The 22,171-nt window shown below is 43.0% G+C and carries 18 protein-coding genes; 9 read left to right on the top strand and 9 right to left on the bottom strand.

The annotated features are described in order from the left end of the window. Positions 1–168: 168 nt before the first annotated feature. From MTF68_RS16105 to MTF68_RS16080, 6 genes are all read left to right on the top strand, one after another. Entirely contained in the window at positions 169–2,595 is a 2,427-nt protein-coding gene (locus MTF68_RS16105; protein WP_054983875.1) for a TonB-dependent receptor, read from the top strand. Between the two features lie 210 nt (positions 2,596–2,805). Beyond that, positions 2,806–4,389, top strand: coding sequence for an alkaline phosphatase (locus MTF68_RS16100; RefSeq protein ID WP_054983876.1), 1,584 nt, complete (start codon positions 2,806–2,808; stop codon positions 4,387–4,389). A gap of 11 nt (positions 4,390–4,400) precedes the next feature. Continuing rightward, positions 4,401–6,188 carry an alkaline phosphatase gene (locus MTF68_RS16095; protein WP_024034005.1) on the top strand — a complete coding sequence of 596 codons (1,788 nt, stop codon included), beginning with the start codon at positions 4,401–4,403 and terminating at the stop codon, positions 6,186–6,188. Between the two features lie 161 nt (positions 6,189–6,349). Beyond that, positions 6,350–7,063: a hypothetical protein gene (locus tag MTF68_RS16090; RefSeq protein ID WP_248463055.1), complete on the top strand. Its 714-nt coding sequence runs from the start codon at positions 6,350–6,352 to the stop codon at positions 7,061–7,063. Between the two features lie 334 nt (positions 7,064–7,397). Continuing rightward, positions 7,398–7,766: a hypothetical protein gene (locus MTF68_RS16085; protein WP_248443770.1), complete on the top strand. Its 369-nt coding sequence runs from the start codon at positions 7,398–7,400 to the stop codon at positions 7,764–7,766. Then, entirely contained in the window at positions 7,766–8,074 is a 309-nt protein-coding gene (locus MTF68_RS16080; RefSeq protein ID WP_248443769.1) for a hypothetical protein, read from the top strand. The genes MTF68_RS16085 and MTF68_RS16080 overlap by 1 nt, the downstream gene beginning before the upstream one ends. A 78-nt stretch (positions 8,075–8,152) precedes the next feature. On the opposite strand, the gene MTF68_RS16075 is transcribed toward MTF68_RS16080, so the two are convergent. The 9 genes from MTF68_RS16075 to MTF68_RS16035 all read right to left on the bottom strand — a co-directional run bounded on the left by MTF68_RS16075 (position 8,153) and on the right by MTF68_RS16035 (position 18,622). Continuing rightward, complete coding sequence (locus MTF68_RS16075; RefSeq protein WP_121638168.1) at positions 8,153–10,042, bottom strand: monovalent cation:proton antiporter-2 (CPA2) family protein; 1,890 nt, start codon at positions 10,040–10,042, stop codon at positions 8,153–8,155. 95 nt (positions 10,043–10,137) lie between these two features. Beyond that, positions 10,138–11,031, bottom strand: coding sequence for a DUF4097 family beta strand repeat-containing protein (locus tag MTF68_RS16070; protein ID WP_248463054.1), 894 nt, complete (start codon positions 11,029–11,031; stop codon positions 10,138–10,140). 206 nt (positions 11,032–11,237) lie between these two features. Further along, a complete protein-coding gene (locus tag MTF68_RS16065; RefSeq protein ID WP_095206689.1) occupies positions 11,238–13,769 on the bottom strand; it encodes a TonB-dependent receptor in 2,532 nt (843 codons plus the stop codon). Between the two features lie 277 nt (positions 13,770–14,046). Then, positions 14,047–14,892 carry a DUF4198 domain-containing protein gene (locus MTF68_RS16060; protein ID WP_248463053.1) on the bottom strand — a complete coding sequence of 282 codons (846 nt, stop codon included), beginning with the start codon at positions 14,890–14,892 and terminating at the stop codon, positions 14,047–14,049. 34 nt (positions 14,893–14,926) lie between these two features. Further along, complete coding sequence (locus tag MTF68_RS16055) at positions 14,927–15,436, bottom strand: DUF2271 domain-containing protein (RefSeq protein WP_248463052.1); 510 nt, start codon at positions 15,434–15,436, stop codon at positions 14,927–14,929. Next, the gene (locus tag MTF68_RS16050) at positions 15,436–16,068 is read right to left on the bottom strand and encodes a PepSY-associated TM helix domain-containing protein (RefSeq protein WP_004586014.1); all 633 of its coding nucleotides are present in this window, start codon (positions 16,066–16,068) and stop codon (positions 15,436–15,438) included. The genes MTF68_RS16055 and MTF68_RS16050 overlap by 1 nt, the downstream gene beginning before the upstream one ends. Positions 16,069–16,190: 122 nt before the next feature. Further along, complete coding sequence (locus MTF68_RS16045; protein ID WP_096740331.1) at positions 16,191–16,589, bottom strand: YbaN family protein; 399 nt, start codon at positions 16,587–16,589, stop codon at positions 16,191–16,193. 128 nt (positions 16,590–16,717) lie between these two features. After that, the gene (locus MTF68_RS16040; protein ID WP_024033996.1) at positions 16,718–18,037 is read right to left on the bottom strand and encodes a hypothetical protein; all 1,320 of its coding nucleotides are present in this window, start codon (positions 18,035–18,037) and stop codon (positions 16,718–16,720) included. A gap of 102 nt (positions 18,038–18,139) precedes the next feature. Continuing rightward, positions 18,140–18,622: a MarR family transcriptional regulator gene (locus MTF68_RS16035; RefSeq protein WP_004586011.1), complete on the bottom strand. Its 483-nt coding sequence runs from the start codon at positions 18,620–18,622 to the stop codon at positions 18,140–18,142. Positions 18,623–19,154: 532 nt separating this feature from the next. Between MTF68_RS16035 and MTF68_RS16030 the strand changes: the two genes are divergently transcribed. The 3 genes from MTF68_RS16030 to MTF68_RS16020 are packed head-to-tail and all read left to right on the top strand — an operon-like array spanning position 19,155 to position 22,108. After that, entirely contained in the window at positions 19,155–20,006 is an 852-nt protein-coding gene (locus MTF68_RS16030) for a D-hexose-6-phosphate mutarotase (RefSeq protein ID WP_248463051.1), read from the top strand. A gap of 31 nt (positions 20,007–20,037) precedes the next feature. Next, complete coding sequence (locus tag MTF68_RS16025; protein WP_248463049.1) at positions 20,038–20,571, top strand: PH domain-containing protein; 534 nt, start codon at positions 20,038–20,040, stop codon at positions 20,569–20,571. Further along, entirely contained in the window at positions 20,564–22,108 is a 1,545-nt protein-coding gene (locus tag MTF68_RS16020) for a PH domain-containing protein (protein ID WP_248463048.1), read from the top strand. The genes MTF68_RS16025 and MTF68_RS16020 overlap by 8 nt, the downstream gene beginning before the upstream one ends. Positions 22,109–22,171: the final 63 nt, after the last annotated feature.

The raw sequence follows: 22,171 nt of genomic DNA, 5'->3' as shown, positions 1-22,171 counted from the left end.
CACATAATGTTTGCAATAGAACATAAGTTTGTTTAAGTTTATATCTCTTATATAAGACATAAGAGATATAAGGAAAATAACTACAACACTCTGGCACCGCTTTTTAGCAACCCACACACTTGCTAGCGCGGTAATTTAACAGCACACACGCACAATTTGGAGAATGACATGAGAGCTAAAAAGTCCGTCTTAAGCTTGGCAGTCACGTTAGCAATGACAACGGGTTTAGCACTAAGCACGCAAGCACATGCGCAGCAAGAGCAAACTGAACAACAAGCAGAGCAAAACAATAACGACCAGTTTGAAAAAATTGTTGTTACCTCACAAAAACGAACGCAAAGCCTAAACGAAGTACCACTTGCGGTGTCTGTACTTAATAGCGATCAGATTGATTCGGCGTTTGCTAATAACATGGAAGGCCTGCAGTCACTTGTACCTTCGGTGAGTTTTAGAAAAGGCACCACAACCCGTAACTCAGCGCTAACAGTGCGTGGTATTGGTACTATTTCGTTTAGTATTGCTGCTGAGCCAAGTGTGGCAACCGTAGTTGATGGCGTGGTGCTAGGTCGCTCTGGTCAAGCCTTTGCCGATTTATACGATGTATCTCGCATTGAAGTACTACGCGGCCCACAGGGTACCTTATTTGGTAAAAATGCCTCGGCGGGTGTGGTAAACATTACAACCAAAGATCCTTCGTACGATACCACCGGCAGCGTAGAAACCTCGTTTTATCAAGACAACGAATACCGCTTTAAAGGCGTGGTAAGCGGCGGCTTAACCGACGACTTAGCAGCAAGCTTAACCGTGTTTAAAGGTAAGTTTGATGGCTATATTGATAACGTTTACAACAACGAAAAAGTAAACGGTTACGACCGTGAAGGCGCACGTGCTGTATTTAAATACGAGCCAAGCGATGACTTAAACGTTAAATTTATTGCCGAATTTTATAACGCCGACGACGACTGTTGTGCCGATTTAGAAGCCCTGCCAAGTGGCCGTAACCCAGATTCAGACGCAGCCCCTAACAGCAACGGTATTGTTGATGGTGTGGCCGATATTGACCTAGACCAGCGCAAAGTTGATCACGACTATGAGTCGCGCACCATTGACGAACACAGCGCGTTTTCGGTACAGGTTGATAAAACCATTGGCGACTACACATACACCTCTATTACTGCGCAGCGCTCGTGGGATAACACCGAATACCGCGAAGGCGACTTTACCTCAATTGCTGGCGACAGTAACGAACCGGTATTTGGCGCGCCCTTTCAATTACACGATTTAGGTGCTCAGCAGTGGGATCAGTTTTCGCAAGAATTTAGAGTTACTTCAAACCTAGCGGGTCCGTTTAACTATGTGGCTGGCTTATTTTACTGGAACATGGACTCGCAACGTAACTTTACCCGTGACGCGAGTTGTCAAAATAACGGTGGCCAACTAGACGCTGCAATGGCGTATTACGCACAAAATAACTTAACCGGTGCAGAGCTTGATGCCGCATTGGCGGACTTAGACGGCTACACACAAAGCTTAGGTGTAAGCTGTAATGCTAACGATATTGTATCGGCAACCGCGTACATGAGCACCGAGTTTAACAACTGGGCAGCCTTTGCCGATGGTACTTACGATTTATCTGAAGACTTACGTGTACTGTTTGGTATTCGTTATACCGACGATGAAGTGTCGTACACACACCGCCGCGTAAGCAATGACGAATTTGGCCGCACCGGTGTAGGTGTACGCTCAGCAGCACTAAATACTGACGAGTCAGGCAGTGCAGAAGAAACCAATGTGTCGGGTCGTTTAGGTATGCAATACGACCTAGGCGATGGCCAAATGGTTTACGGTACTTACTCGCAAGGGTATAAAGGCCCTGGTTTTAACGTGTACTACAACTTTAATCCAGATAACGATAGCCGCGAAATATCGCCAGAAGAGTCAGACGCGTACGAGTTAGGCTATAAATATGCAAGCCGCGACTTTGTATTTAACTTTGCTGTATTTAGAACCGAAATTGAAGGCTTTCAAGCCAATAACTTTGACTGTTCAGACGGTACCTGTATTACCCGTTTAACCAATGCTGGTGATGTAAGTACACAAGGTGCTGAGGTTGACTTTATGTGGGCGGCTACCGATTCACTTACTTTAACCGGTGGTATTGCGTACATTCAGGCCGAAATTGACGAGTTTAATTGTCCGGCAGAAGTAGAAGCAGGCTCATGTACTGACCGCTCTGGCTTAGATGTCCCGTTTTCGCCAGATTTAAAGTACTCACTAAGTGCTGATTACTTTATTGAAACAGAGCACGACTTTAATATTCATATTAACGGCTCTTACATTTACACCGACGAGCAATACTCAGACCTACCAAACAATGTAGGCGAGTTTAACCCAGCTGCGTTACTGCCAGATTACGGTATTTTAAACGCAAGTGTGGGTTTATCGTTTAAAGATGATGCATTTAGAGTATCGCTTATTGCTAAAAACTTAACCGATGAAAGCTACGTAACCACCTACAGTGGCGACAACTTCCGTTACCAAATTCCGCGTGATGCAGAGCGCTACTTTGGTGTATCGTTTAAGGCACGTTTTTAATTTTATAAATATATCCCTGTGAAAATTGTGCTAAGCGCAGCGTTTAACCGCTGCGCTTTTTTGTGTCTTAATTTTGTCATGGTTTAGTCATTGTTTTTTAATTAAAAGTACTCTTAGAGGTCACATCTATTTTCTATAGTGCAGCGGTTACTTATTTGAGGTTTACGCTTCAAGCAAAAAATAACCACTACACAATGGGAATAATAAAGGATGAAAATTAAAAAAGTTGCTGCGGCAGTTGGCTTAACGTTTATGTTAAGTGCTGCAAGTCATGCCGATGTATTACCACAAAGCCAAACAGACAATGACTGGTATACAAATGCCCAAACTACACTCGCCACAAAAACTGCGCTTGCACAAAGCCAGCAAACAACAAAAGCTAAAAACGTTATTTTATTTGTAGGCGATGGCATGGGTGTATCTACCCTTACCGCAGCACGTATCTTAAAAGGACAAAGAGCGGGCGATTTAGGTGAAGAAGGTTATTTAAGCTTTGAAGAGTTCCCGTACTCAGCACAAGTAAAAACATACAACGTAGATGCACAAACACCGGATTCTGCAGGCACAATGACCGCGATGATCTCAGGGGTTAAAACCGATGTAGGCGTTATTGGTGTAGACGAAGACATAGAGCGCGGTGTGTGTTCAACTGTATCGGGTAATGAGCTTTTAACAGCAACAGAACTTGCTGAAATTAAAGGCCTAGCAACCGGTGTTATTTCAACAGCGCGTATCACCCATGCAACGCCAGCGGCAACCTATGCTAAATCGGCAGACCGTAACTGGGAAGATATCTCAGACATGCCAGAAACCGAAACTGCATGTGAAGACATTGCCTCGCAATTAGTTAATTTTGAAAAAAATCTAGAAGCACGTTTTGTAGGTACCGACGTAGACGGTCTTGATTTTGTAATGGGTGGCGGACGTCGTCACTTTTTACCAAAAGATGAAGCAGCTAATTCAGCAGATGCACTTAGCGCTGTAGAGGGCGATCGTACTGATGAGCGTAACCTAGTTACTGAGTGGCAAACACAATACCCACAAGGTACTTATGTTATGGACCAAGCAGGCTTTGATGCTATTGCTGACGATGCCACTAAAGTGTTTGGCTTATTTAACGAATCGCACATGCAATACGAAGCAGACCGCGCAAACGATATTGCCGGCGAGCCATCGCTTAGCGAAATGACCAGCAAAGCAATTGATGTATTAGGTAAAAACGAAAACGGCTTTTTCTTAACCGTTGAGTCGGGCCGTATTGACCACGCACACCACGCGGGTAATGCCTACAACGCACTTAACGACACCATTGAATTTGCTAAAGCCGTGCAAGCTGCGGTAGATAATACCAACCCAGAAGAAACCCTTATTTTAGTAACCGCCGATCACAGCCACGTATTTACTATTGCTGGCTACCCTAAACGCGGTAACCCAATTTTAGGCCAAGTAGTTGCCGTAGGTGAAACCACACCAAGCCTTGCTGCCGACGATATGCCATACACCACAGTAGGCTATGCAAATGGTTTAGGGTTTAGAAACTTAGTTGATGAAACAGATGCCGATGCAGCATATACAACTGGCCCAGTTGCTGGACGTGTAGAGCTTAGTGGCGTTGATACTACCAATGTTGGCTTTCACCAAGAAACCACTGTCCCTCTTGGCTCAGAAACCCATGCCGGTGAAGATATTTCGCTGCATGCAAAAGGCCCAGGCGCACAGCTAGCTCAAGGCGTAATTGAGCAAAACGTAGTATTTCATTTAATTAATCAAGCTCTTGAACTAACTCAGCAATAATGGCGGCTAACATGAACAAATTAACAGTACTTTCTTTAGCAGTAATGGTCGCGCTAGCAGGTTGTAGTGACGACGACAAAGACGAAAATAATATTCTCGCGGTAGATAACACCATTGCAGTAGGCTCTGAGCAATGTGTTAATGGCGGCGTAGAAACCCAAACTGGCGTAGATACAAACGGCAACGGCGTGCTAGATAGCGACGAAGTTACCTCTTCTAACTTAGTGTGTAATGCACCTGCTACGTCACTTACCAGCGAGCAACTTGCCACCCTAACTACTAACGCATGGTATGGCGATGCACAAACAAAGCTTGCGGCAACACAGCAAGCTAATAGCGAAGTGGTTACTGAGTCTGGCAAAGCGAAAAACGTTATATTATTCGTTGGCGACGGCATGGGTATTTCTACCGTAACAGCTGCACGTATTTTAGCAGGCCAGCTTGAAGGCGGTTTAGGTGAAGACTACCAGTTAAGCTTTGAAAAAATGCCGTACTCAGGTTTTGTTAAAACTTACAACGTAGATGCACAAACGCCCGATTCAGCAGGCACAATGACGGCAATGGTATCAGGTGTTAAAACCGATGTGGGCGTAATTGGTGTAGATGAAGACATTGAACGCGGCGACTGTGCCACGGTAACAGGCAACGAACTGGTTACCTCGTTAGAGCTTGCTGAAATAGCCGGTAAAGCAACAGGTCTTATTTCAACCGCACGTATTACCCATGCAACACCTGCAGCAACGTATGCTAAATCGGCTGACCGTAACTGGGAAGATAACTCAGATATGCCAGAGGGCACAGAAGCCTGTGAAGATATTGCATCGCAACTTGTTAACTTTGAAGCCAACTTAGAGTCGCGTTATGCGGGTATTGATGTTGATGGCATTGATGTTGTAATGGGCGGCGGACGTCGTCACTTTTTACCAAAAGATGAAGCAGCAAACTCAGCCGATGCAGTAAGCGCAGTAGAAGGCGACCGTACTGATGGCCGCAACCTAGTAACCGAGTGGCAAACAACTTACCCAAGCGGCACTTACGTTATGGACCAAACCGGTTTTGATGCAATTAGCGACGATGCCACTAAAGTATTTGGTTTATTTAACGAATCGCACATGCAATACGAAGCCGACCGCGCAAACGATGTAGCGGGCGAGCCGTCGCTTAGCGAAATGACCGAAAAAGCAATTAACGTACTCGATAACAACGACAATGGCTTTTTCTTATCGGTAGAAGCAGGTCGTATTGACCACGCGCACCATGCGGGTAATGCCTACAATGCCCTAAACGACACAGTAGAATTTGCAAAAGCTGTGCAAGTGGCAATGGAAAACACTAACCCAGAAGAAACGCTAATAGTAGTAACTGCCGATCACAGCCACGTATTTACTATTGCAGGCTACCCTAAACGTGGTAACCCAATATTAGGTAAAGTTGTTGCCGTAGGCGAAACCGAGCCAAGCCTAGCTGCCGACGATATGCCATATACCACAGTTGGCTACACCAACGGTGGCGGCTTTAGAGATTTAGGCGATGAAACCGATGCCGATGCAGGTTATGCATTTGCACCTGTTACAGGGCGTGTAGATTTAACCGATGTTGATACAACTTCAGCGGGCTTTCACCAAGAGGCACTTGTACCACTTGGCTCAGAAACTCACGCAGGTGAAGATGTTGGCGTATACGCAATGGGCCCAGGCGCTCACTTAGTTACAGGCACTAACGAGCAAAGCTTTTTATTCCATGTAATGGACTTTGCGGCTGATTTAGTAACTACCGCTGATGAAAAAGTAACGCCATAAGTAATTTAATACGTACGCTCAGCACATAAAGTACGTATTAAAAATGAGGTATATAAAACAACTCGTACGCTGTGCGAGTTGTTTTTTTATGTCATAAAAATGCCACTGTAAATGGGTATGGTAATGCCTATTACAGTGACGTTTAAATAAGAGATAATTTAATGAAACTAGCATTATTTTTAATGGCAACACTTGCCAGTACCAGTACCCTAGCGCAGCAATGTAATATTGATAGCGCGCATTTAAAAGCCGACTATAAAATTACCAATACTCATAAAAACGAGCAAAGCACGCAGTCACTTACGCTTTGGCGAAACAACACACAAGTTGCGCATCAGCGTGAGGTAATTACTGAGCTTTGGCAGCACTTAGCTAACAAGCAAATTCGCCCAATTCGTTATTTTAATGCCCAACAACGCGGTATTGAATATCAGCCATCTGAGGTACGCGGTGTACAAAGTTGGAGCGCTAAAAATCAGCTGGTGGATACGCATTTAATCGAAAAAATGACCCTAGTTAACACCCAAAGCAGCGGCTGCGATGAAGTAAAAAACTACACACTTTCTGAGGGCGGCAACCAATTTAAACTCGCTTTATTTACCAAATCAAACTTGGTTAAAAGCTTTAGCGTAACCAATAAAAAAAGCGATACCCATACTTTACTAAGCCTTAATGAAGTAAACAGTAATAAAGCAGAAATAACCGCACAGTTTGCCAAATGGGATCGCTTTCAAACCACCGATTATGCCGACATTGGCGATAACGAAAACGACCCGTTTTTAGCAAAAATGATTAACCTTGGTTTTATAGAACACGGCGCAACGGGGTTTTATAATCAGCAAGGTAAAGTGATTCAAGGCGGGCACCATCACTAGGTTTTAGCGTTTTTAAATGCAGTAGCTCATAGCTGAAAGGATGATCGGTTATGAGTTACTTCACGAGTTAATACAGTCGCAACCATCAAGTAATACTTTCGGCTACCTTCCTCTTACTTCTAAAGCAACTCTTGATTTCCAACATATTTATAGTTGGCAATAATTTATACAATTTGATACTAATACAGGTTCATAGAAATGCTTTCTAAAACTAAATGATAGAGCACTTAAATTTATTCATTAGTTTTTTATACAAAGGCATTAATGCCTCCTTGAGTAATTTACCATGAAAACATTTAGTCAGAAGACACGAAAAAACATACAGGCTTGTTGCATGGCTCCATTTGTAATTTTTCCTGCACTATTAGTACTATTTCTGATTGGATATGGTTATTCGCTGGCTACCGGTTACGTGGTCTCTACAACAGGCTTTGAAGCTGGGGTTTTGATGGCGTTTATTGGATGGCTTTTAGCTGGCTTATTAACTCTTTGTTATGGTTTGCCGATAGCTTTGTTGCTTCAACATTTTAATAAATTCAAACTTCGTTTTTTACTCCCTTTAAGTTTAGTACCCACTTTCATAGTATTTTTAGCCAGTAAATCAGAGCATGGGGTGCTATTTATCTATGCTTATAGTTCAGCTATTGTGGCTTTGGCTTACTGGTTTATATTCACAAGGCAAAAGGTGTGGGGCGTAAAATAATGCAAAAGTTAAATGTGCCAGTAGATTGGATTGAAAGCTCTACTCCCGTTCAGCCTGGTCTCTATTTCGTTGCATGTAGATATAAGACTGGGTTCGGCTCTTACGATTATCTAAATTGGGATGGAGAGAAGTGGCTTAAAGCTGACTCAATAAAGGTTGTTGGTTGGGTTTCCCTAGGAGATTTTTTGGGCTTAATAAATGCTGGTTGGCCTATGAGTGATGACTTAGATAAAGAGCTTGAAGAGCCTAGTAATAAAAATAAAGAAAAATTTAAAGGACATGAAGGTGAATTTTTTGAAGTTGAGTAACATACAAAGTTAATTATTTAGAAGTTTTGCCTCTTAGCGAGGCAATACCATTATCTCTAAAAACTCAACTACCTAGCACTACTCAATATGAGAATCATCAGGCTTTTTAGGTCTATCAGCTAGCTCTGTTAGGCCGTCTTCACAGTCGCCGCTATCGCAGGTATTTAAATCACTTTGTGCCTGCTTGTCTTGTTGCAGTACTTGTTTTAAATCTTCCATACGTTGGCGCACGGCTACGCCGTAGCTGGCGTCGTCGCCCCACAGTTCGGCTAGTTGCAATACAGCAGCGCGGTCGTGGTCTCTAAATAGTTTTCCGGCGCGCTGGGCATCTTCTTTATTGTTACCTAATAGCTCTAATGCATCTACCGCTAGGTTAATGGCCGAGTCGACCGTTTCACGGTTAAAGGCATCTACTTTTAAATTAAGTAATTGATAGGCGTGGCGGCGGTCGATAGCGCGGGCAACAATTTTAAGCTGCGGGTAGTTTTTATGCGCAAGCTTAATAATTTCGAGGGTTTTGTCTGCATCGTCTATTGCCACAATTAGCATTTGTGCGGTGTGCGCGCCTGCGGCTTCAAGAAGTTCTTGGCGGGCAGCATCACCATAAAATACGGTATTGCCAAAGCGGCGTAGGAGTTCTATTTGGCTTGGGCTGTGATCAAGTACAGTAATGTCGTAGCCTTGGGCGTGTAATAAGCGCCCCATAATTTGCCCAAAGCGCCCGTAGCCTGCAATTATAACGTGTTTAGCACTGCTAATTTGCTCGGGCTTATCAAACTCGGGCGCGCTGTTACTGGTGCGTTTTTGTAGCTGCTCGTAAGCCATTAATAACAGTGGCGCAACCAACATTGAAACAGCCACCACTAACGTCACGAGGCTTGTTTGCTCTGGCGTTAATATGCTTAATGTAGTGGTTACGCTTAAAAGTACAAAGGCAAATTCGCCGCCTTGTGCCAGCGCTAGTGCAAACAGTAAACGCTGCTTTTTACTAATATTAAAGGTGATGGCAAGGGCAAATAAAATGCAGGCTTTTACTACAATAAGCAGCGCAACGAGTGCAATAACGGTTGTAAATTCATCCGCTAATAATTCAAAGTTGATTGATGCGCCAACAGTGATAAAAAACAGCCCTAAAAGTAGGCCTTTAAAGGGCTCTATATCGGCTTCTAGCTCGTGTCTAAATTCGCTTTCGGCAAGGACCACACCGGCTAAAAATGTACCGAGTGCTGGAGATAAACCAATACTTTGCATTACAAGGGCAATAGCCACCACTAAAAACAGCGCAAAAATAGTAAATATTTCACGCATGTGGGTTTGAGCTATGTATCTAAATAACGGCGCCGACACATATTTTCCGCCGGCAATAATAGCGGCGATAACCGCTACCGATACGCCAACTTGTTGCCATACCGGCCAGCTTGCAATAATGGAGTCGCTAATGTCTTTTGAGCTACTTTGCGGCGCAAAAGCCAGTAGTGGTAGGAGCGCTAAAATAGGAATAATGGCGATGTCTTGAAACAGCAAAACCGAGAATGCATTTTGCCCGGCTTCTTGCTTTAGCCAGCCTTTTTCTTCAAGGCTTTGCAGTACAATAGCGGTTGATGACAGCGCCAGCATTAAGCCAATAGCCAAAGCGGTTTGCCAATGCATGGTAAAAACCCAATAACAAAACGCAAAAATAGCCGCGGCGGTAAGTACGACCTGTAAGCCGCCAAGCCCTAATATTGAATGGCGAAGCTTCCATAAACGGGCTGGTTGTAGCTCAAGGCCAACCAAAAACAGCATCATCACTACGCCAAACTCGGCAAAGTGCATTACATCTGTTTGATCGCCCACAATACCCAGGGCGTAAGGGCCAATTAGTATGCCCGCAATTAAATAACCAAGTACCGAGCCAAGTCCCACTCGCTTGGCGATAGGTACAGCCACTATGGCCGCCGCTAAGTAAATTAAAGCTATTTCTAACACGCGTATATCCTAATAGTATCAAGGCTTTTAGCATGGCTTAGTGGCTTTAAAAATACAATGGGTCATGTGGCTGAAAATGGATCATTTAGTCATAATTAATCGGCTACTTTTACGGGGCCGCTAATGTTATCAATACTTACATCGCCTGAGCCCGATTCGGTAATGGTAAGCCCCATAGCGTGGTTTACACGAATGTCGCCCGAGCCATCTTCAATGGTTACGCTTGCTTGCACGTGCTCAATGACTAAATCGCCAGAGTTATCGTCTACATCAACTGCGCCATTAATGTTATTAATGGCCATGCTGCCTGAGCCGTCTTCAACAGTTAAGGTGCCGCGCACATTACTAATACGCATATCGCCCGAACCATCATCAACTTCTGCGTTGCCGCTAACATTATTAATATTTACGCTGCCAGAGCCATCGGTAAGCGCTAAGTTGCCCGTGATGTTTTCAAGGGTTATATCGCCTGAGCCATCTTCAATAGTAAGGTTTTTAGCGCTGTTGATAGATAAGCTACCTGAGCCGTCTTCTATATCTATATTATTTTGCATAGCGCTTATTGCAATGTCGCCAGAGCCATCATTAATATCGAGCATTAAATTACTTGGCACAGTAACCACTAAATCAATGTGTGGCGATTGGCCGCTGTAAAAACGCATACCGCTGGCAGTATTGTTGTTTGCAACTAAGGTAGCTTGTTTGCCATTTTGCTCAAGGGTAAGCGTGTATTCGTCTTCAATATCGGCGGTAAAAATTGTGGCATCTACACTTATGCTGGTGGCATTGGGCGAGCCTTTTATTTCAAGAGAGCCTGCACCGCTTAATACGTTTAAGTATTCTAGATTACTGCTTGGCAGTGATAACTGCTGAGTTTGTTTTACTGAGGCAACGCTTGGTGATATATGAAACACACAGCCGCTTAATAATAAAATGCCGCCAATAAGTGAAAGTGGTTTTGTAATGTTAGATACAGTTGATGAACTCATGTTTAGTCCTTTGTGTTTGTTATTTATGCATGTTTTGTATAAGCATAGTAGAGCAAAAGCGAGACCAACTTTAAGTTGTTGATTTTATTAGGGTGGCATATGTTTATGAAAAGTGGATTTACTAATAAGTGGTTAAATACACTAAGAAGTAATTAAAAAAGGATGCACATGGCATCCTTTTTAAGTGTTTGCTTTTAGGTTATTTATTAAAAGCTGTAAGTAATATTACCGTATAGGAAACGCCCGTCTAATCCGTACGGTGCATATGGTGTGTACGGGAATATTTGGCCAAAGTCAGAGTAACCAATGTTATCTACCGTTGCTTGCGGGTACTGATCGAATAAGTTGTTTGCACCTACTGCAAACTTCCAGTATTCGTCTGGGCGGTAGGCAACTTCTAGGTCGGTGATCCATTTAGGGTCAATGTACTCATCGCGATCGGCGGTAGTTGAAATATCAGCCACTTCACCGTAGCGCGTTGCACGAAGGGTGGTTTGCCATTCGTTAAAGTTCCACACTGCTGATAGGTTCCATTTGCTATCTGGCGTGCCTTCTTCAAAGCGGCCTACTTCGCGGCGCGCAAATACAACGTAGTCGTCACCTAGTGAGTTTAGCTCGCTTGGGTTGTCGTCTACGTGCGTTACTTCGGTATCGTTAAAGTTAGCCGCTACGTTTAAGCGTAAATCACCTAAATCGCTTAAATCTAAGTTGTAGGTAGCAACAATATCAACACCTTGCGTGCGCGAGTCGATAGCGTTAGTAAAGTAACGTACGCTTTCTGTGTTTAGCTCGCCGGCATTTTGCAGTATTTCTACTACAGCATCGCCCTCTAGGTTTTCAGACAATACAATACGGTCATCAATATCAATGCGGTAGGCATCTACAGTTAGGCTAAAGCTGCCTTGTGTGTACATAAAGCCAGCCGTTACGTTTACTGACTCTTCGGCATCTAGTTGTTCAGCACCTAGCGCTTGCGCTGCCGCTGAATCGGTAGGGAATAAACCTACTTCAAACGGTTGGTTGTTCTCAAGTACGGTAGAGATTTGGCGGTACGAGCTTTGAGCAAGTGATGGCGCACGGAAACCTGTGCTAATTGCACCACGCAATGATAGGTTTTCGTTAATGCTGTAACGCGACGCAAGCTTTGATGTAAACGTATCGCCAAAGTCGGTGTAATCTTCGTAGCGACCCGCTAAAACAAGGTTCCAGTCTTCTGTTAGGTAAGTATCAAACTCAACAAATACAGCTACGTTATGGCGGCTTTCATCGGTTACGCTTTCTGGGCCAAAACCAGCTAATACTTGTGCGCCACCGGCAGCAATTGGATTGCCATCGCTATCTAAAGCGGTAATGTAAGAGGCTTCTTCGCCTTGCTCAATTTTGTAGCTTTCGTGGCGGTACTCTGCACCTACAGTAAAAAATACGTCATCTGGCAAGCCAAAATCTAGCACTGTATTTGCCGTAGCGTTCACTAAAAACTGATCGTAAACCAATGCACCGTTGTCAAATTCGGTTGGGCTGTCGGCACCAAGTGATGTATTTATACTATTTACAACCCCAAAGCCAAAGTCGTTGCGGCCGTAGTTGGTACTTACATCCCAGGTCCATTCGCCAGTTTCGCCTTGCAGGCCTAGGGCAAATGAGTAATCTTGTACGTCGGTTTCAATTTGCGGTAAAAAGCCATCCGGATACACTTCTAACACGTTGCGGCTGTCTTTTGCACGGCGGTAAAAACCACCTGAGTTACCTTCGCGTTTTGAGTAGCTACCAAACGAGTACAGGTTATAGCCGTTATCAAAGTCGTAACCCATGTTGTAAAACAGTGCGTAGTCTTCAAGCTCTGCTTTACCAAAGCGGTGGTTGTAACGGTCGATAGTAAATTCGCGTGGGTCTAGGCTGCCATCTTCTAAGCGGTCGTATTGCTCGCGCGGGTCAAAGCCTGAGCGCTGCGTAGAGTCGTTATCACGATACTCAATTGATACGTTCACAAAGCCGTTATCTAAAAGCTCAAAACCAGAGTTTGCGCTAATTGTACGACTTGCGCCGTCGTTTACTTCGCGGTCGGCACCGGTATTAAAGGCAAGGTTGCCATCGGCATCTGCGTAGGTGCTTTCTAGCTGAGGTACGCCAGCCATTTGGGTGTCGTACTCGCCGTAGGTTACGCTTACGCTGCCGCCTTCTGAGGCATCTTTAAGTACAATGTTAATTACACCGGCAATGGCGTCTGAGCCGTATTGCGCTGCTGCGCCATCACGTAGTACTTCTACGCGTTTAATGGCTGAAGTTGGGATCATGTTTAAGTCAACAGCGGTAGAACCACGGCCAACAACACCCGCTAAGTTTAATAGCGCGCCAGCATGGCGGCGTTTGCCATTAATAAGCACTAGGGTGTGATCGGGTGCTAAACCACGTAATACAGCAGGTTTAGCGTGGTCTGTACCATCACCCATGGTGGCGCTTGGGTAGTTAAAGCTAGGTACTTGGTTTGCCAGTATTTGGCTAATTTCTAGCTGACCCGTGCTTTGCATATCACCACTGGTAATAATATCTACAGGTACGGTACTTTCGGCAATACTGCGCAGGCTTCTGCGGGTACCGGTAACCGAAATCACTTCAATACTTTCTTGTGCTTGAGTGTCTTGTTCTGCAGCAAATGCAGGAGAATAAGACGCGCCAAGCGCAGAGGTAACGGCCAGGCTAAGTGCTACTTTTTTGGCTGATAATTGCTTTAACATGATGTTGATTCCCTTAAGGGCTGCTGACTATTGATTTTTCAAAGGAGCGCATAATATAGAAGGCACTACCTGTGTGCAAAGATAAAAACTGTCTAAGTTATTCTAAGTTGTTAACAACTAAAATGACAGTTTACGCCCGCTATAGACGTTTAGATCGCTCGAGTTGCAATCTTGTGTCGAATGGTTGCGAATTCAAGGGGAGTGTGAGTAAAAGTTATTAAAAAGTAAAAAGGCCACGCGAGTGCTTGGCCTTTATTTATTTTATAAATTACGCAAAAAATTATTCAGGTGCTACTTCTAACGTCGTGAATAGAGCATAACGACCGGCATCTACGCCTTCTTCGTTTACTTTAACTTTGTTAGAGGTTTCGATTAGGTATAGGCCTGGCTCTTTCCAGGTTGTGCTAAACATGCCGTTTTTATCGGTTGTTACTTTTATTTCCCCACGTTCGTTACGGTAGCGTGTATCGCCTTTTAAAATGCTTACTTCAATGCCTTCGCCCGCTGGCTTGCCATCTTGTAGTAACTGAAAACGCGCTTGCTCGCCAACAAATAAATCGTTTGGATGCGTTGGGCCGCTAAGCTCAAGGCCTAAACCAAGTTGTGCTGGCTTAGAAGTACCGTTACGGCTTACAAATGTATCTACTGTAGATATAACTTTAGTTGTGGTTACATCTTTTGCATTGCTTGGTAATTTAGCTTCTGACTTTTTACCAAATACGCGTTTGCGCTTACCTTCTTCGTTTTTGTAGAAGGTCATGTACATTGGCTTTTGCGTCATGGCAATGTGGTAAGTGCCTTCCTCTTTTAGGCTTACCGCCGCTGAGCTTTTACGCTTTAGGTAATAAGCACGAATGGTCTCAGATACTTCTTCGCCGTTTGGTGCAAGGGCCATAAGTAGTGTGTCGTCGTACTCTGCGCCTTTTTCTTTTGGCTTAAAGGCTTTGTCGGGTGCAAACATTTCGTTAGAAATACTCGCGTCAATCATTACGTAGTGCGCTTTGTCGCCAGATAATGACGTGTGCGAAGGTAATAACCAGCGCCCATGTGCACTTGCCGATGTAGATACCAGCGCCGATAAGCTAAGTGCGCCAATTAAAGCCGTTTTTAATAAATTAATTTTCATTGTATTTCCTTAAATTCAAATGATTAAGTAGCAGCTACTTAGTGCTTACGGTTACAAAACTTGTCGAAAATTCTTTTTTACCTTCAATGGTCACTTTGCCAGCTTGCGATAAATCAAGCTCTACGCGGCTGTAATCACGGCCGCCTTCTTCGCGCACAACCTCAATGTTTAAAAGGTATTTGCCAGGCTTTACGGCATTGCCGTCTAAATCTTTACCTTGCCAGTTAATGGTGTAAGTACCTGCACGCTTAGTTGCACCACTTATGCCGTCAAAGTTAATGTCGGTTTTACCCGCTTTACGCCACCATTGGCGCAAATCTTTAAACCATTCTGCTTTTTGAACCCATAGCGCAAGCGTAGTTACGTGTTTACGCTTTGGCGTTTCTAGCCAAACAGCTACGTATGGGCGGTGGTAAGGTTGTACATCAAGATCGGGTAGGGTTAATTCAATCTCTAGCTGTGGCGCTTGTGCCTGCGCATTTGTTTGAAATAATGCGGCAACCATTAATAGTGCTGCACTTAGTACCGTACTTACTTTTAACATTAAGACACTCCTTTAATTTGTGGCACCCAACATAAATAAATAACCAAAGGCGTTGCTATGCCTAAAACGGTTATCCATATTCCTGCTAAGCGTTTTTTTCTGTTTTGAAATAAAATAATCATCCCGGTGATTGAAAAAATAATCATCAATACCGCTGAAATATCAATAACCCAGCTCCACACGGCGCCACTGTGGCGGCCTTTGTGTAAATCGCCAATCAGGCTTAAAAAGCCACCGGTTTGGTAATCTAGGTTTAGCTCACCGGTTGTAAAATCAAGCTCTGCGTAAGCAAAACCTGCCGGTAGTGGGTAGTCGAGCATAACCAGCGCGTCTTCTTTTTCCCACTCAATGCTTTTAACTTTAGTGAGCGCATATTGCTCGGCAAAAAACGCTTCTATGTCTGGGTAGAGGGTGGGTAATGTATCTAGTTGAGTATTCGCTTTAGCCATTAACGCTTGAGGAATAGCGGTACTTACTTGGCCGTTGCTTTTGTCGTTTTTAAGCCAATCAACATGGTTAAGTACAATGCCGCTAACGCAAAATAAAATAAGCAAAAAAAACAAAGCTGTAGAAATATAAATATGGAGCGCACGGCTTGTGCTGTACAAAGCCCGCTTATTAATAAACGCCATAAAAACAGTAATTAAATTAAATTTAGAACATGATAATCATTTGCATTAACTATTACAAATTTACTTACTTAACTTTACATTAAATTTTTGGCTAAACGGTGTGTGTATGCAAAAAAGGGCGGTTATTTAGCGCTTGGTGGGTGCGAGGGCCTTAAAATTAGGTAAATCATAACGGCTATTTCAATTACGCCAACAAGGTAAATAACCCAAACAGGGGCGTTTGAGTAAAGCAAAAATACAAAACCAATTAGCATACCAATCGCGGCGTAGCATTTTGCTTTTACAGGCACTACTTTATGCGCTTGCCATTGTTGTAAGGTAACGCCGTAACGAGGGTGGCTAAGTAGCCAGTGTTCAAGCGCCGGTGATGAGCGAGTAAAGCAGGTAAGCGCAAGAATAAAAAAAATGGTGGTAGGCATAACCGGCAGCACAATACCAATAATGCCAAGAGCCACTAACAATAACCCAAGTGCTTTAAGCCATAAGTTTTTATAACAAATAAATACTGCTTTTATATTCACTTAGGCTCTTTTAAGTAATGGCTGTTAGTTAGGATTGTAGGCCAAATAGTTATAAAATCGAACCCTATAAACGCAAAAAAGGGCAAACTAAGTTTGCCCTTTTAAAATACTAAATATGTGTTACTTATTTAGAAGTAGTAACCTACGTTGATGTTAAAGCGACGTTCCGTATCGCCATCACCAGCAACAGAGCCACCAATAAATGGCTGGTTGCGTGCTTGAATAAAGTCAAAGTAAGTAAATAATGCACCGGCCGATACGCTCATGCCTGTTACGTTCATCCACGTATCTGGGCTGTCGTCAGACTTGTCGTAAATAATGCCGTAATCGTTATAAAATTGAACGCCTGTTACTGGGCCCCAATCAAGCGATAGGTCGTAAGCTACGTTAAAGTTGGTCATGGTTGCTTCGCTTGATACGGTATCGTAGTAATCAAACGCGCCAACTACAAAGCGGTTGCTGTTGTCGTCTAGGTCGTAGTCGTACTCGCCGTGCTGAAATTGAATATTCCAGTTATTAATTTGGCTATTTACATGAAACGCCCACGCGCCGTAGTTACCTGCACGGTCGTTACCGTCGTGCAAACCACCGCTTAGTAGTGATACGCCAATATCAGTTTTAGCGTTTTCACTGTGCTCAATTTGATACACTGTACGACCAGCAAAAGTATTGTACTCACCAAGGCGCGAACCTGGTGCGTCGTAGGTGCCTTCGGTTGTTGCACGGCTACCAACAATATCGTAAGAGTAACGTTCGTTAACTTCTGAGCTGCCATCAACGCCGCCTACTTCATCATTTTTGAAAAAGCCGAGGTCTAATTTCCAGTTGTCTTTAAGTTTACGGTTTACTGTTACACCTAAATCAAAGTCATCTTCTAGGCCAACGTAGTAGTTGGTGCTAAAAAAGTAGCTGTGTGAGTTGTAGGGGCCGTTACCAAACGGTACAGGTGCAATACCGGCTTGCGCTTCCCAGCCATCTGTAAATTCGTAACCTAAGTATGCATACTTAACAATGGTCATGTAATCGTAAAAACGAAAATCACCATTTACAGAAATATCACTAATTTCACCCGATAAGTTAAGGCGAAATACTTCAAAGTCTAAATCGCCGCCACGGTCTTGCGTGTCTTCATCGTAGGTGTTTGTGCTGTAGTTAAAACGTACGGCACCGCCAATTTTAATGCCTTCATCTTCTTGTTCAGGCGCAGCTGCGGCAACAACAACTTCTTTGTTGTCGGCCTTTTTACTGATCTCGGCAACTTGTTGTTCGTGTTGCTTGTTGATTTGGCTTTGCTTTGATTTTTCATCAGCAAGCTGCTGTTCAAGCAACTGCATTTGTTGCTTAAGCTGCTTTAATTGGCTTTGCAGTGTGTCGAGATCGGCTGCATGAGCAGTGCTTGCTGCACCGCCAAGCATTAGTGCTAGCGTTAATTTTGAGAGTTTAGTCATTGTTGATGCTCAGGTTTTGATTAAAAAATAAAAAAATTCAAGGTGCCCAAAAGCCCCTTACGAATGATGTAAGAACTAATTTAAATTTATTTTTTATTTTTTTTATTTATTTGGTGTTTGAGTTAACGCGCCTACCTCTAACAGAGGTGATGCGTCTAACTTATCAGCATCCATCATTGCTGCAACGCGTTGCATAGATGAAAGCAATAAACTTTGCTCCCACTCTGCAAGTGCAGAAAACTTTTCAATAAAGTGTTCTTGCAGTGGCTGAGGTGCTTTTTCTAGTAACTCTTTCCCTTGCTCGGTGAGGTATAAGCTCACTCGGCGTTTATCCATTTGACTACGAACGCGTGTTACAAGGTTTCTGCTTTCTATTCTATCAAGAATATTAGTTACAGTAGCCGGGCTTAAGTTAACATTCTGAGCGATACGGCTTGCTGTTATTCCATCGGTGTGCGCTACTTCTTGCATTATAAGCAATTGTGGGCCTGTTAAACCTGATGTTTTATTTAGCTGCTTAGAATGTAAGTCAATCGCGCGGATTACTTTACGTAAAGAAACTAATAATTCGTCATATTTTTGCATTTGCTTATCTCGTCGATGGGCCAAAGGTGTGCCGTAATCGCGAAATGTTACACATCAAATAAATTGAATTCAAATAATAAATTAAGCTTGAGCCCATGTTTATTGGTTTTTATTAGTTTGAGCAGAAACTAAAATAGTATAATTTTGTTTAAAACTTATTAAATGTTATTAGCATATTGTTTGCATTGTGGTGCGCACACTACGTATGTTGTGAATAATTGGCAAGTCTTATGGTTTAGACTTTAGTATTATACCAACCTGCATTAATACCTTAATAAATTTAACATGCGTTTGCCTAAGCTTAGCCGCGGTTTTACTGCCTTAAAGCATGGCCATTATTTATACGCATTAGTGTTATTTATAACAGCTGTTATTAATTGGTAATTGTTTGTAAGTTAGCTGTGTATGTATTAATCGCCAATGAACAAATTATGCACGCAATGTTTAGTGAGTATAGCGTATACTTTGCACATGCATTATTGTTTATATGCACATGTTAAAAATCTTTAATATCAGCATTGTAGGGAAAAACATGAAATTATCGCCATCAGTTAGCATTGAACAAAGCGAAACCGGCCTAGAGTTTATAAAAGTTGCGAGCTCAAAGTGTGATGCAAAAATATTTTTGCAAGGCGGGCAAATTACCGAGTTCATCCCAAAAAATAACAAGCCACTTATTTGGGTCTCTAAAAATGAGACGTTTCAAGAAGGGGTGAGCATTCGCGGTGGTATTCCTATTTGTTGGCCTTGGTTTGGTAACCATGAAAACCAAGATTGGCCAGCACATGGCTTTGCACGTACCAGTTTATGGCAAGCTGATGCTGTGCATGAAGATGATGAGCACATTACAATTAGCTTAAACTTACCCATGAAGTTAGTTAACCCAACGTATTGGCCGCACCACTCGGCGTTAAAGGTTGAGTTTGTATTGAGCGAGCAATTACAGGTGCGTTTAACAACCACTAATTTAAGTAATAGCTCTTTTAGTTATACGCAGGCTTTGCACAGCTATTTTCCTACCTCAGATATAAAACACACCCATGTAGAAGGTTTACAAGGCGCGCAATATATTGAATTTGGTGAAGGGCCGTTTGCGCAAAATGCGCCAGTGGAGTTTACCCGCGAAACCGATATGGTTTATACCCAGGTCGCTAAGCAGCAACACATTCACACCCCAGATGGGATTATTAATGTAAGCCGCGAGAACTCAAGCTCGTGTGTGCTGTGGAACCCATGGATAGAAAAATCTAAGCGTTTATCTAATTTTGCTGACGATGAATACTTGAGCATGGTGTGTTTAGAAGCCGCCAATGTGTTAGAAGATGACGTGACACTTGAGCCTAAACAAAGCCATACGTTAGTTACTACAATCAGCTGGGCTTAACAGTCAGTAAATAGGAAAGGTACTTAAAATCGTGTTTGATAATCAGCAAGTAATGGATTTACCAAAGCATAGCGAAATACGGCTCAACCCCTTGGCCGATAAAGCGTTACTACACGTGCAACTTAATTGGCTGGCGTTTTACATTCCTTTTTGCGCGGTACTGTTTGCTGTTTGTTACTTTAACGAAGCGTTTGCTAACAAAGCACAAACCTACTTGCTGATAGGCGTGCCTATTTTAATATTGCTTTCAATGCTTTATAACGCGCTGAGTATTAAGCTGCAGGGCTTTGCGCTGCGCAATCACGATATTGCGTTTAAAAAAGGGGTTATTTGGCAGCAAATAACTATTTTGCCCCTCGCGCGCGTACAGCATATGGAAATTCACCAAGGCCCCATTGAGCGAAAACTAAAATTAGCCAGTTTAAAGCTATTTAGTGCCGGCGGGGTCAGTGCTGATTTACAAATAACTGGTTTAACCCACGAGCAGTGCAAAAACATACGCCAATTTGTACAAAATTATCGCCAAGACGGCACACCCGCGCAGGTTGAATTAGCAAATGAGTAATACCATTAGCGAGGAGCAAAGTAGCTCACTACATTGGCAAAAAGTATCGCCTTGGGCGGTGTTGTATTTTGTGGTGTATTTTAGTGTGCGCTTTGTAAAAGACGGGCTTTTAAACCTGCTGCCTATGCTTGTGGTGTTTGTAACACAAGTAGAAAACAAGCTGTTTTGGGCGCAAGTTGCAGGTGCTATTGCGATAGTGACACTGCTAATATATTCAATTTTATATTACATAAATTTTAAGTTTTGCATTAGCGACGATCACGAAATTTTGCTTAACAAAGGGGTGTTTAAAAAAGAGCGCCTAACGCTAAAATTTTCGCGTGTGCAAAACGTAAATATTGCTGAGCCCTTTTATTTTACGCCCGTTAATTTGGTTAATTGTATTTTTGATGCCGCAGGCAGCGTAACCCAAGAGGCGGTTTTGCCAGGTGTTACTAAAGCCTATGCACAGCAAATGCGTAAACAAATTTTTGCCTTTAAAGCGCAGCAGCAACCCGACGAGCAAACACCCTCCAGCGAGCATTTTGAAGCAGAAAATAGCTTACGTATCAGTAATAAAGAAATCGCTAAATTTGGCTTAATGTCTAATATGGCTATATTAGCAATGGCCGCTATTGCGCCTTTTATAAATGTGTTGGTAGATTTTTTAGAGCAGCAAATTATTGCTAAGGTAGAAGGGTTTTATCAGCAAGAGCTTGGTTTACTGGCAAGTGCTGCAACCTTTGCCATGATAACGCTTATTGCTTTGCTTGTTTTAACGGCTGTGATGTTGTCGGTAGGTATGTCGCTTATTCGTTTTTATAACTTTGAGCTTTACTTTAAAGGCCAAAAATTTAAACGTATTGCCGGCTTATTAGAGCGCCATCAGTTGTCTATGAGCATGGATAAAGTGCAATCTATAGTTATAAAACAAAACCTAATGGGGCGGTTACTAAAGCGTTTTACCGTTGAGTGCTTACAAGCTAGTAGCGGGGGTATAGCGGCGGGCGTGGCTGCTAAAAAAAATAAACAAACCTTAGTGTTACCCGTTTTAAATAGCGAGCAAGTAGATAGCGTTTGCCAATGGATTTACCCGTGGTTTAATAGCAAAAAATTGCAGTTTAACGGCGCAGAACGTGCCTTACTTTATAAAAACTTGAGCTTTTATGCCTTAATTCCAAGCGCTATTGTGCTGTTAGGCTGTTACTTAGGCGACTTTAATGCCTGGCTTAGCTTGGGAGTATTACTTATTTTAGCGGGGTTGGTAACGCTTGCTTATCAGCGTTATGGCTATTATTTGCATGAAGACAACGGCCGTTTTTACATGGTGGTACGCAAAGGTATGATAGGTGTGCATTACCGTGTGTTTGAACTGTATAAAGCACAAAGTGCACGCAGTATTAGTACCTACTTTATGCGCCGCGCAGGGCTTAAAAGCCTGTATATACAACTTGCATCAGGGTTTGCCTTTATGCCCTATATAAAGCAGCAAGATGCTGATTACATAATTGATTTTACTCTTTATCAGGCAGAGTCAACGCAGCGTAACTGGATGTAATTATACCAATCGACTTACATATTTAGCCTTTTTAGGTTGCCAAATAAAGCATTAACGCCGTTA

It is taken from the genome of Pseudoalteromonas sp. 2CM37A (assembly GCF_023161885.1).
GTDB classification, from domain to species: domain Bacteria; phylum Pseudomonadota; class Gammaproteobacteria; order Enterobacterales; family Alteromonadaceae; genus Pseudoalteromonas; species Pseudoalteromonas atlantica.
This window is presented reverse-complemented; position numbering and strand designations above follow the sequence as displayed.

Coding starts and splice junctions, on each gene's coding strand:
- MTF68_RS16105 (WP_054983875.1), top strand. CDS start 169: ATGAGAGCTAAAAAGTCCGTCTTAAGCTTGGCAGTCACGTTAGCAATG.
- MTF68_RS16100 (WP_054983876.1), top strand. CDS start 2,806: ATGAAAATTAAAAAAGTTGCTGCGGCAGTTGGCTTAACGTTTATGTTA.
- MTF68_RS16095 (WP_024034005.1), top strand. CDS start 4,401: ATGAACAAATTAACAGTACTTTCTTTAGCAGTAATGGTCGCGCTAGCA.
- MTF68_RS16090 (WP_248463055.1), top strand. CDS start 6,350: ATGAAACTAGCATTATTTTTAATGGCAACACTTGCCAGTACCAGTACC.
- MTF68_RS16085 (WP_248443770.1), top strand. CDS start 7,398: ATGGCTCCATTTGTAATTTTTCCTGCACTATTAGTACTATTTCTGATT.
- MTF68_RS16080 (WP_248443769.1), top strand. CDS start 7,766: ATGCAAAAGTTAAATGTGCCAGTAGATTGGATTGAAAGCTCTACTCCC.
- MTF68_RS16070 (WP_248463054.1), bottom strand. CDS start 11,031: ATGAGTTCATCAACTGTATCTAACATTACAAAACCACTTTCACTTATT.
- MTF68_RS16060 (WP_248463053.1), bottom strand. CDS start 14,892: ATGAAAATTAATTTATTAAAAACGGCTTTAATTGGCGCACTTAGCTTA.
- MTF68_RS16055 (WP_248463052.1), bottom strand. CDS start 15,436: ATGTTAAAAGTAAGTACGGTACTAAGTGCAGCACTATTAATGGTTGCC.
- MTF68_RS16050 (WP_004586014.1), bottom strand. CDS start 16,068: ATGGCGTTTATTAATAAGCGGGCTTTGTACAGCACAAGCCGTGCGCTC.
- MTF68_RS16040 (WP_024033996.1), bottom strand. CDS start 18,037: ATGACTAAACTCTCAAAATTAACGCTAGCACTAATGCTTGGCGGTGCA.
- MTF68_RS16035 (WP_004586011.1), bottom strand. CDS start 18,622: ATGCAAAAATATGACGAATTATTAGTTTCTTTACGTAAAGTAATCCGC.
- MTF68_RS16030 (WP_248463051.1), top strand. CDS start 19,155: ATGAAATTATCGCCATCAGTTAGCATTGAACAAAGCGAAACCGGCCTA.
- MTF68_RS16020 (WP_248463048.1), top strand. CDS start 20,564: ATGAGTAATACCATTAGCGAGGAGCAAAGTAGCTCACTACATTGGCAA.